This window comes from Rhizobium sp. PEPV16, from assembly GCF_008919455.1.
Taxonomy (GTDB): domain Bacteria; phylum Pseudomonadota; class Alphaproteobacteria; order Rhizobiales; family Rhizobiaceae; genus Rhizobium; species Rhizobium leguminosarum_Q.
Genome location: NZ_VSZV01000254.1, coordinates 1 through 10,111, shown reverse-complemented (window position 1 = coordinate 10,111; position 10,111 = coordinate 1). Strand labels below are relative to the sequence as shown.

The window sequence follows — 10,111 nt, the reverse complement described above, 5'->3', positions numbered from 1 at the left end:
CGTGCCGGCCCTACCGGATGCCTCGATCATCGCCTATAACACCGATCTCTTCACCAAGGCCGGCCTCGATCCCAACAAGGCGCCGGCATCGATGGAGGAGATCGCCGCCGATGCCAAAAAGATCGCCGCGCTCGGCAACGAGACTTACGGCTTCTATTTCGTGGCGAATTCGGGAAGCTGGCTGATCTACGACTTCCTGCCGCATCTCTGGGCCGCCAATGCCGATGTGCTGAGCGATGATGGCCGTAGCGCCACGGTCGATACACCGGCGCTGCGTGAGACCATCGCTGCCTATCGCGATATGTGGAAGGCCGGGGCGATCCATCCGACCTCGCGTTCCGGCAACGGCAACAATGCCGTCGAGGCCTTCGCCTCGGGCAAGGTCGGCATCCTGATGACCGGCTCCTACATCGTCAATCTGCTGACCAGCAAATATCCCGACGTGAAATTCGCCGTCGCGCCGATCCCGGGGCCGAAGGGTGGTGAATCGAGCTTTGCCGGCGGTGACACGCTTTCCCTGATAAAGGGCATCAGCGACGAGAAGAAGAAAGTCGCGCTCGATTTCGTCAATTTCTACATGCAGCCCGAGCAGCAGGTCTATATCACCCAGGAATCGGGGATGCCGTCGCGCACCGACCTCGCCGCGGAAGCCTATGCGAAATTCGACCCGCGCAATCTCGTTGCCTACGATATCCTCGCCAAGGCGCGCACGCCCTACACTTTTTCGTCCGATGAACTCTTCGTCAGCCGCACCGGTCCCTTCCTCAATCTGATCCAGGGCACGATCTTCGGCGACGACGTCGACGGAACGATCGCCAAGACGCAGGCCGACTTCACCCGTATCCTCGAACGCACCAATCCGAACTAAGCCGACGCGTTTCGGCAGGGTATCCGCGGATGCCCTGCCGTCCCTTTCACATCTCGACTTTCAAGCGGAAGGAGGAGTTGCGGTGATATCCTCGACACTTCGCAGCCGGAGGCGCGCAGTCGCGACCGGAGAACCGGAGCCAAAGGGTTGGCTTGGCCTTGCCTTCATCCTGCCGGGCTTGCTGTTCATCGTCGTGCTCTTCCTCGTGCCGCTTGTCATGACGGTCTGGATGAGCTTCTACAACTGGCCGCTTCTTGGCCGGACGAAGTTCATCGGCCTTTCCAACTATGCCGAACTGATCGGCGATACCCAGCTCTGGCATTCCCTGGGTTTCACGCTGCTCTACACGGTGCTGGTCACGGCTGCGATCTTCCTGGTCGCCTTTCCTCTGGCGCTGCTTGTCGACCGGCCGCTGCGCATCGCCGGCTTTTTCCGCATGATCTATTTCATGCCTGTTGTCATCGGCTTCGGGGCGGCCTCGACATTGTGGATGTGGCTGCTCAATCCCGATAGCGGCGTCTTTGCGCAGCTGCTGCGCGGAGCGGGCATCATCGACAGCGCGCCGAGGCCGCTCGAAAGTTTCTGGCCGGCACTCGGCGTCGTCATCCTGATGGTCGTCTGGAAAACGGCGGGCTTCACGATGATCATCCTCCTGACCGGCCTCCAGAGCATACCGAACGACGTCATCGAAGCCGCCAGGATCGACGGCGCCAGCGTCTGGAGCCGCTTTCGCCGGATCACGCTGCCTCTGATGAGAAACTCAGTGGTGCTGGCGCTCGTCCTAAACGTCACATCATCGATGCTGGCCTTCGACCAGTTCTTCATCATCACCCAGGGCGGCCCTGAGAACAGCACGATCTCCGCGGTCTTCTCGATCTATCTCGCGTCGTTCTCATCCTACCGCCTCGGCTACGGCTCGGCGATCTCCTTCGCCCTGCTCATCGTGCTGGTGGCGATCAGCGCGATCCAGTTCGTCCTGCTGCGCCAGCGGCCGGAGGAGGGTTGATGGAACGGCTCAACCACAATCTCGCAGCGAAGCCGGCGAGCGAGCGGCTCGGTTATCTCGCTTTCGTTCTGACGGCATGCGTCTTTGCCGTCTTGTTCGTTATGCCGATCGTCTGGTCCTTCGCCAATTCCTTCAAGCCCGCGGCCGCAGCACTTGCCGATCCGGCAGCGCTTTTCTCGAAGGCATTCTCGCTGGAAAACTACCGCCGCCTCGAGCATGTCGGCGCCGGCTGGTACGTCTATGCCGCCAATTCGGTGCTGATTGCCGCCGGAACGGTGGTCTTGACGGTGCTCGTCTCGGTGCCGGCGGGATACGGTTTTTCCAAATTCCGCTTTCCCGGGCAGTCGCTGCTCTTCGTGCTGATCATGGCAACAATGATGATCCCGTTCCAGTCGATCCTGACGCCGCTTTTCCTGATCCTGAAAGTCTTCCGGCTGCAGAACAATCTTTTCGGCCTGGTGCTGATCTACGTGACCTTCCAGCTTCCATTTTCCGTTTTCATGATGCGCAACGCCTTCGACGCGGTGCCGAAGGCGCTGATCGAAGCGGCGCGGATAGATGGCGCGTCGCAGGCGACGATCCTGCGCCGGATCATGCTGCCGATTGCGCTTCCCGGTGTCGCCACCGTTGCGATGTTCGCCTTCCTGAATTCCTGGAACGAATTCCTCGCTGCCCTCATCTTTCTGTCCGATCAGAACAAGTTCACGCTGCCGATCATGCTGGTGAATGTTTCGTCGGGCATCTATGGCATCATCGACTGGGGCGCGCTTCAGGCCGGCATAGCCGTGACTATGGTCCCCTGCATCCTGCTTTTCCTTCTCTTGCAACGATATTACGTGCGCGGCCTGACGGCCGGCGCCGTGAAGTAACAGCGCTCGTCCGCTCAGGAGTCCTCATGACCAGCTCACCTCGCTTTCAACCGGCACGCGCTGCGGGACGGCAGCGATACAGGCCTGCCGACCATTCCGGTGTCGTATTCGATGGCGGCTTCTGGCAGAGCTGGACGGAGACGGTCCGCAACGTCACCATCCCGACCCAGTACAAGCGGCTGGAAGAGGAGGGCTTCCTCGAGGTGCTCGATTTTGACAAGCCGGCCGGGCCGCTGGTGCGCCCGATCCAGCCGAGCGGACTGTCGATGCAGCATTTCTTCGATTCCGATTTCGGCAAATGGATCGAGGCCGCAAGTTATACGCTGAAGGCTCACCCGAATGCTGCGCTCGAAACGAAGATCGATGCTATCGTCGCAAAGCTCGAAAAAGGGCAGATGGCGGATGGTTACCTCAACAGCTGGTTCATTCGCCGCGAGCCGGACAGGCGCTGGACCAATCTGCGCGACCTGCACGAGATGTATTCGATGGGCCACCTGCTGGAAGGGGCCGTCGCCTACTACGAGGCGACGGGAAAGCGTCGTTTCCTCGATGTAATGATCCGCGCCGTCGACCATATCATCGCCACTTTCGGTGCCGAGCCCGGAAAGCTCAGGGGCTACGATGCCCATGAGGAAATCGAGCTGGCGCTGGTCAAGCTCTATCGCCTTACGCGCGATCCGCGGCATCTGAAGCTTGCGACCTACTTCGTCGACGAACGTGGCCGCATGCCCTCATATTACGACGAGGAGGCTCGCCAACGCGGCGAGAGCCCTGATGATTACGTCTACAAGACATATGCCTATAGCCAGGCCCATATGCCGGTGCGCGACCAGCACCAGGTCGTCGGACACGCGGTCCGCGCCATGTACCTGTTTTCTGCGATGGCGGATCTCTCCCGTGAGAACGACGATCCGACATTGAAGGAGGCCTGCGACCGGCTATTCGACAATCTGGTCGGCCGCCAGCTCTACGTGACCGGCGGCCTTGGCCCGTCGGCATCAAATGAAGGGTTCACCCGGGAATTCGACCTGCCGAACGAGACGGCCTATGCCGAAACATGCGCAGCCGTCGCGCTCGGCTTCTGGAGCCATCGCATGGCGCAGGTCGATCTCGATATCAAGTTCACCGACAGGCTGGAAACGGTGCTCTACAACGGCGCGCTTTCCGGCATCTCGCGCGACGGCGAGCATTATTTCTATGAGAACGTCCTTGAAAGCCACGGGCAGCACCGCCGGTGGAAATGGCACTACTGTCCCTGCTGCCCGACCAACATCGCCCGTTTCATCACGTCGCTCGGCCAATATTTCTATTCGACTGATGATCATGAGCTCGCCGTCCATCTCTACGGCACCAATTCCGCCGAGCTGACAGTCGGCGACAGCTTCGTGCGCCTGATCCAGGAGACGCAATATCCCTGGGATGGCGACATCAGCCTGCGGTTCGCCGTCGAGCGGCCAAGCCGGTTTCAGCTTCGTCTTCGCATCCCCGGATGGTGCAGGCAGGCGCAGATCTCGGTCAACGGCGTTGCCGTCGATCTCGATCAATCCGTGACGAAGGGTTATGCCGCAATATCAAGGGAATGGCGCAATGGCGACGAGGTCCGCATCGGCTTCTCGATGCCGGTCGAGCGCATCTACGCGCATCCTGCCGTCTCCGAAGACGGCGGACGCGTCGCGCTGCGGCGCGGCCCCGTCGTCTATTGCATCGAGGAGACGGACCTCGGCGGCGAGCCGCAGCGGCTGCGCCTGGCGGCATCTGAGGAAATTTCCGCCCGCTACGATGCCGCGCTTCTCGGCGGAGCGACTGTCCTCGAAGGCACCGCGCTCGAAGCCGATATATCCGATTGGCAGAATGCGCTCTATCGCACCGCGCCTCCCTCGCTGAAGGAGCGGCCCTTCACGGCGATCCCCTATCACCTCTGGGCCAATCGCGAGCCCGGAGCGATGGCGATCTGGTTGCAGGAGGTCTAGGAGAAAACCATGGCACGACTGGAACTCAGGAGCATCGTCAAATCCTATGGCATCTACGAGGCCGTGCGCGGCATCAGCCTTGACATCGAAGACAATGAGTTCGTCGTTTTCGTAGGCCCGTCGGGATGCGGAAAATCGACGACATTGCGCATGATCGCGGGTCTCGAACACATCACCGGTGGTGAGATCGTGATCGGCGACCAGGTCGTCAACCGGCTCGGCCCGGGCAAACGCGATATCGCCATGGTCTTTCAGAACTACGCGCTCTATCCGCACATGACGGTGCGGGAGAATATTTCGTTCTGCCTGGAGCAGCAGAAGCTCGCCAAGAGCGAGATCGACGCGCGTATCATCAGGGCGGCGGAAACCCTGCACATCAGCGAGTTGCTCGGCCGGCGCCCGGGCCAGCTTTCGGGCGGCCAGCGTCAGCGCGTCGCGATGGGACGCGCGATCGTGCGGAACCCGAAAGTCTTTCTCTTCGACGAGCCGTTGTCCAACCTCGATGCCAAGCTTCGCGTGCAGATGCGCACGGAGATCAAGCGGTTGCACCAGCTGTTGCCGACGACGACCGTCTACGTCACGCACGACCAGGTCGAGGCGATGACCATGGCGGATCGTGTCGTGGTGATGAATGGTGGCATCATCGAACAGGCGGGGCCGCCGCAGGCGCTCTATCATCGGCCGGTCAGCCAGTTCGTCGCCGGCTTCATCGGCTCACCGTCGATGAACTTCCTGTCCGCGACGCTGCTACCAGGAGAGAAGGGCCTCGTCGTCAAGCTGACCGACGGCAGCGAGCTTCCAGTGCCGGAGACGCGCGCCGGCGACTACGCCAGCCATGCCGGCAAATCAGTCGTGTTCGGGATCAGGCCGGAATCGATCACCGACCGCCAGCCCCGTCCTGGTTATGCCGACATCGAAGCGAAGATCGATCTTGTGGAACCACTCGGGCCGGAGACCATGGTCTATTTCGGCATCGGCGAGGCAAGCCTTTGCGCCTGCATCGATCCCGAGAGCGGGCCGAGGCCGATGTCGACGATGCCGCTCTCGTTCAACATGAACCAGATGCATCTGTTCGATCCGGCGACCGGCCAGTCGCTGGCGCTTGCCTGAAGAGCAAACACGGAAAGGCCGGCAACCGCGAGGTCGCCGGCCTCGTTGTATCAGGCGGCCTGGCGGATTTTCGAGGGACGCGTGGCGGCGGCCTTCTCGACCATCGCGGTGACTTCGGCGCGGCGGGCGCCCGAAAGCGGCATGCGCGGCATGCGAACACGTTCCGAGCCGCGGCCCATGATCTGCTCGGCGAGCTTGATCGACTGGACGAGATCGTGTTCGGCATCGAGGTGCAGAAGCGGCATGAACCAGCGATAGATCTTGCGGGCCTCTTCCCAATCCCCGCGTTCGGCGGCGGCGACGAGCTGCACGGATTCCTGCGGGAAGGCGCTGGTCAGGCCGGAGACCCAGCCCTTGGCGCCGAGCATCAGGCCTTCAAGCGCCACATCGTCGAGACCTGCGAAGATATCGAAACGATCGCCGAATTCATTGATGAGATCGGTGAAGCGGCGCGGATCCGGCGCACTTTCCTTGACCGCCTTGATGTTCGGCACGTCGGCAAGCACCTTCAACACGTCGGCGCCAATGTTGACGCGGTAGGCCGGCGGATTGTTGTAGAGCATAATCGGCAGGGAGGTCGCTTCGGCGACGGTGCGGAAATGCGCGATCAGCTCTTCGGGCTTCGGCACATAAACCATGGCCGGCAGCAGCATCAGCCCGTCGGCGCCGAGCTTCTCGGCGTCGCGAGCATAGGCGACAGCACGGCGCGTGTCGAATTCGGACACGCCAGTGACCACAGGAACGCGGCCGTTGACAACCTCGACGGCCGCTTTCAGGATCGTGCGCTTCTCCTCGGGGTCCAGCGAATTGTTTTCGCCGCATGTGCCCATGACGATCAAACCGTTGACGCCATCGTTGACAAGCGCGTCCTGGACGCGCTGGGTCGAGGGCAAATCAACCGAAAGATCTTCGTTGAATTGCGTCGTTACGGCGGGAAATACGCCCTTCCATCCTGTGGTCATCGATCGAGCCTCGTTGAAACTCATTGCCTTATATACAAACTGTCGACAAGATTCAATGATGTGACTTTACAAATTTGAAGCCCCGAAGACCGACATTGCGAGAATCGGCCGAAACGAAATACAAGGCTCTAACGAAAGAGGGCGGACGGATGCGGAAAGACGCGGAAAATGTGCGGGTGCGCGGCTCTGGCACGCAGAGCGTCTATGTGACGCTCAGGCAGGAAATCCTGTCGATGGCGCTGGAACCCGGCAGTCCGCTCGACGAAGTGCGGCTGTCGGAGCGCTTCCGGATGTCGCGGACCCCCATTCGCGAGGCGCTGTTGCGGCTCGCCGCCGACGGGCTGGTCACGACGCTGCCGAACAGAAATACGATCGTCGCGACAATCGATTTCGCAAGCCTGCCCACCTATTTCGAAGCGCTGACGCTGATGTACCGGGTGACGACCCGCGGCGCGGCGCAACGGCGAAACGGCGAGATCATGAAGACCGTTCGCCGGCATCAGAAAGACTTCGCCGATGCCGTTGCTGCGCGCGATGCCTATGCGATGATCGAGGCGAACCGCGAATTTCACGTCGCGATCGCCGAACTTGCCGGCAATTCCTATTACACGGCCTTCTTCGCCAGGCTGCTCGACGAGGGCCGCCGCATCCTGCGCCTTTACTACTCGACATTCGATGACCGCCTGCCGCGCCAGTATGTCGATGAACACGAGGAAATGATCGCCGCAATCGAAGCCGGCGACGTCGAAAGGGCCGACCAACTGGCGATCGCCCATGCCGCCCAGATCGTCCGCCAGATCCAGGAATATATCGCCCGCGACCTCGACCGGCCGGTGGCGATCAGTATGTCCTGACGCGACGAGAGCAATGGACCCGTTGGAGCCTCAGGAGGCGAGGGAGCCCGCCCTGCTCCCTGACCAAGGTCATCAGCCTGCGCAGGACAGCCGCCGACTGGCGAACGCCGTCATGTTCGAATTCGTCGCGGCGGCAGGCGGGATCGCACAGTTCACGTGCAAAAATCCGGATCGTCTCCCCCTCCGGCTTCGACCAATCCAGGGGAGCGCCGACCATATGATCGCGTATCAGCATGCCCGGTATGGTGTATTCGAGCGCCATCGCTATCTCCTCATTTTTCATGTCGACATATTGCCTACAGCGGCATTAGTGTTGGTTCAACATCCTGGCTGCAAGGCGAGGCTTCATAGATCTGGAAGCGCAGGAAAAGCAGGAAAACAACATGTCGTGGCAGCACCCCGTACCCCCTATCACTGAGGACGAACGGCAGACCCGCCTCGCCAGGCTTCGCAAAAGGATCGAAGCCGAAGGATTGGCTGCCGTGCTTCTTGGGCCGACCGAAAGCCTGCATTACTTCACGGGGCTGGTCTGGCATCCGAGCGAGAGGTTCCTCGGCGCGCTCGTCACGTCCGCGACCATTTCCTACATCGTTCCGGGGTTCGAGCGCAGCCGCGTCGAAACGCTGCCGCATCTGCCGGGGGAAATCCTGGTCTGGGAAGAGGAGGAGAGCAGCGCTGCTCTCATCGCCCGTCTTGTTGCCCAGGGCGGCAGACTTGCCCTCGACGATGGTTTGCCGCTTTTCTTCTATCATGCATTGGCAGCGGAGATGGGCGCGGCAAGGCTTGCCGATGGCGGGCGGCTGATCCGCGACCTGCGTTGCATCAAATCGGCCGCGGAGATTGCCCTCATTCAGTATGCGATGGACCTGACGCTTGACGTCCACAGGCAAGTGCATGGGCTCTTGAAGCCGGGCATCAAATCATCCGAGGTGGTCGATTTCATCGACCGACAGCATCGCCAGGCCGGCGCCGATGCCGGCTCGACATTCTGCATCGTCTCCTTCGGCGCGGCGACCTCGCTTCCGCATGGCGCCGACGGCGATCAGGTCCTTGGTCGCGACGACGTCATTCTCATCGATACCGGCTGCCGGATCGACGGTTATCATTCCGATATCACCAGGACCTATATGCTGGAGGGCGGCGAAAGCGCATTCGAACGAGCTTGGTGGATCGAGCGGGAGGCGCAACAGGCCGTCTTCGACGCAGCCCGGATCGGTGCCGCCTGCTCGAGCCTCGACGATGCGGCCCGCAAGGTGCTTGCCAAACACTCGCTCGGCCCCGACTATCGCCTACCGGGTTTACCGCATCGCGCCGGTCATGGCCTCGGACTTGAAATCCACGAGGAACCCTACATCGTTCGCGGCAACGACGCGCCGCTTGCCGCCGGCATGTGTTTTTCCAACGAACCGATGATCGTCTTCCCTGGGAAATTCGGGATCCGGCTGGAAGACCATATGTACATGACCGCCGAGGGACCACGCTGGCTGACCAATCCGGCGGCGGGACCGACCGAGCCATTCTCCTGAAAGGCCCCATCTCGTCCCCGCTCAGGCAGCGCCGGTTTTCAAGTCACTGTCAGGCCGGACGAGCGTGAGGAGATCATCGCCGCGATCAAGGCTGGCGACGCCGAGCAGGCCGACCGGCTGACGATCGCTCACGCCGCGCAGATCGTCCGACAGATCCGGGACTATATTGCCCGCGATCTCGACCGGCCGCTGGCGATCAGCATAGCCTGAAGCGACCGGATTGAAGAGGCGTAGGCTGCCCGACCCGCACGTTGGCGAGGGTTGTCGTCAATTCGATCCGTAAAGTATTACCTCACAAACGTTACTTGCTTTCTGGCGTGGTAAAAGGTTGACTATGGTTAACCCTATAGTGTCGAGGATAGGATGATGGATTTGTTTAGAAAGGAGGGGGATGACCGCGCTCAACTGCAGAAAATGACATTGACCGGCAGATATAGAAATATAGCAGCGATGCTTTCGATAGCCGTGGTTGCCCTGTCTATATTCTTGATATCGATTGGTGCTTTAATTGAATTTTTTCAACCTGCGTTTTTGTCAAACGTCATTCTCGATGACGTCCCTTTGCACTACATCGCCTGGTTCATGATTACCTTCGGGATCACTATCGCCGTCATCAACGTGATTTTGGCGGCAAGGCGGGAGATCGAGCAAGAGACGGCCGAAAGCATGCTTCCATCGGACGCAGCCGAGATCAAAAGGCAGGCTTTGCGTGACCTTCGAACACATCGAAACGGCTATGCGCGCTCCTCCAAGGTCAATCAATATCTCTGGAATTTTCTCACATTGGGGATCATCGTTTTGAGCGGTCTCTCATCGTTGTTTTCCGCCTATGGCCCGGTTATCCCCAATTGGCTGCCAATGACCGCTTCCGCCCTCGTGGCACTTTTCGGTGTGATAATGGTTCAATTTCGTGTCAGGGATGTCTGGCAATTGCGAGAGCAGGGAA

9 protein-coding genes and 1 pseudogene are annotated in these 10,111 nt (G+C 60.5%); 8 read left to right on the top strand and 2 right to left on the bottom strand.

Annotation, left to right across the window (positions count from 1 at the left end):
• The 5 genes from FY112_RS09955 to ugpC all read left to right on the top strand — a co-directional run.
• The coding region (locus FY112_RS09955; RefSeq protein ID WP_246700642.1) for an extracellular solute-binding protein at positions 1-868 on the top strand (868 nt) is incomplete at its 5' end.
• An 82-nt stretch (positions 869-950) separates the two neighbouring features.
• Entirely contained in the window at positions 951-1,874 is a 924-nt protein-coding gene (locus FY112_RS09950; RefSeq protein WP_151518299.1) for a sugar ABC transporter permease, read from the top strand.
• Complete coding sequence (locus tag FY112_RS09945) at positions 1,874-2,743, top strand: carbohydrate ABC transporter permease (RefSeq protein WP_151518298.1); 870 nt, start codon at positions 1,874-1,876, stop codon at positions 2,741-2,743. Before FY112_RS09950 ends, FY112_RS09945 begins: the two co-directional genes overlap by 1 nt.
• Before the next feature lie 26 nt (positions 2,744-2,769).
• Positions 2,770-4,713, top strand: coding sequence for a beta-L-arabinofuranosidase domain-containing protein (locus FY112_RS09940; RefSeq protein ID WP_151518297.1), 1,944 nt, complete (start codon positions 2,770-2,772; stop codon positions 4,711-4,713).
• A gap of 9 nt (positions 4,714-4,722) precedes the next feature.
• A complete protein-coding gene (ugpC, locus tag FY112_RS09935) occupies positions 4,723-5,823 on the top strand; it encodes a sn-glycerol-3-phosphate ABC transporter ATP-binding protein UgpC (protein ID WP_151518296.1) in 1,101 nt (366 codons plus the stop codon).
• A 50-nt stretch (positions 5,824-5,873) separates the two neighbouring features.
• On the opposite strand, the gene FY112_RS09930 is transcribed toward ugpC, so the two are convergent.
• On the bottom strand, positions 5,874-6,785 hold the full coding sequence (locus FY112_RS09930) for a dihydrodipicolinate synthase family protein (RefSeq protein WP_128460157.1): 912 nt from the start codon (positions 6,783-6,785) through the stop codon (positions 5,874-5,876).
• 149 nt (positions 6,786-6,934) lie between these two features.
• Here FY112_RS09930 and FY112_RS09925 point away from each other — a divergent pair, with 149 nt between their 5' ends.
• Positions 6,935-7,639 carry a GntR family transcriptional regulator gene (locus FY112_RS09925; protein WP_017958344.1) on the top strand — a complete coding sequence of 235 codons (705 nt, stop codon included), beginning with the start codon at positions 6,935-6,937 and terminating at the stop codon, positions 7,637-7,639.
• Positions 7,640-7,763: 124 nt separating this feature from the next.
• Here the strand turns inward: FY112_RS09925 and FY112_RS38560 are convergent.
• Positions 7,764-7,901: pseudogene (locus tag FY112_RS38560) on the bottom strand (proline iminopeptidase); the annotation flags it as partial.
• A 121-nt stretch (positions 7,902-8,022) separates the two neighbouring features.
• On the opposite strand from FY112_RS38560, the gene FY112_RS09915 reads away from it, so the two are divergent.
• Both FY112_RS09915 and FY112_RS09910 read left to right on the top strand, forming a co-directional pair.
• Positions 8,023-9,165 carry a Xaa-Pro peptidase family protein gene (locus FY112_RS09915; protein ID WP_017958346.1) on the top strand — a complete coding sequence of 381 codons (1,143 nt, stop codon included), beginning with the start codon at positions 8,023-8,025 and terminating at the stop codon, positions 9,163-9,165.
• A gap of 366 nt (positions 9,166-9,531) precedes the next feature.
• The coding region (locus FY112_RS09910; RefSeq protein ID WP_151518295.1) for a hypothetical protein at positions 9,532-10,111 on the top strand (580 nt) is incomplete at its 3' end.

Bases quoted from the DNA above. Each gene is read 5' to 3' on its own strand.
- FY112_RS09945 (WP_151518298.1), top strand. From the start codon at position 1,874: ATGGAACGGCTCAACCACAATCTCGCAGCGAAGCCGGCGAGCGAGCGG.
- FY112_RS09940 (WP_151518297.1), top strand. From the start codon at position 2,770: ATGACCAGCTCACCTCGCTTTCAACCGGCACGCGCTGCGGGACGGCAG.
- ugpC (WP_151518296.1), top strand. From the start codon at position 4,723: ATGGCACGACTGGAACTCAGGAGCATCGTCAAATCCTATGGCATCTAC.
- FY112_RS09930 (WP_128460157.1), bottom strand. From the start codon at position 6,785: ATGACCACAGGATGGAAGGGCGTATTTCCCGCCGTAACGACGCAATTC.
- FY112_RS09925 (WP_017958344.1), top strand. From the start codon at position 6,935: ATGCGGAAAGACGCGGAAAATGTGCGGGTGCGCGGCTCTGGCACGCAG.
- FY112_RS09915 (WP_017958346.1), top strand. From the start codon at position 8,023: ATGTCGTGGCAGCACCCCGTACCCCCTATCACTGAGGACGAACGGCAG.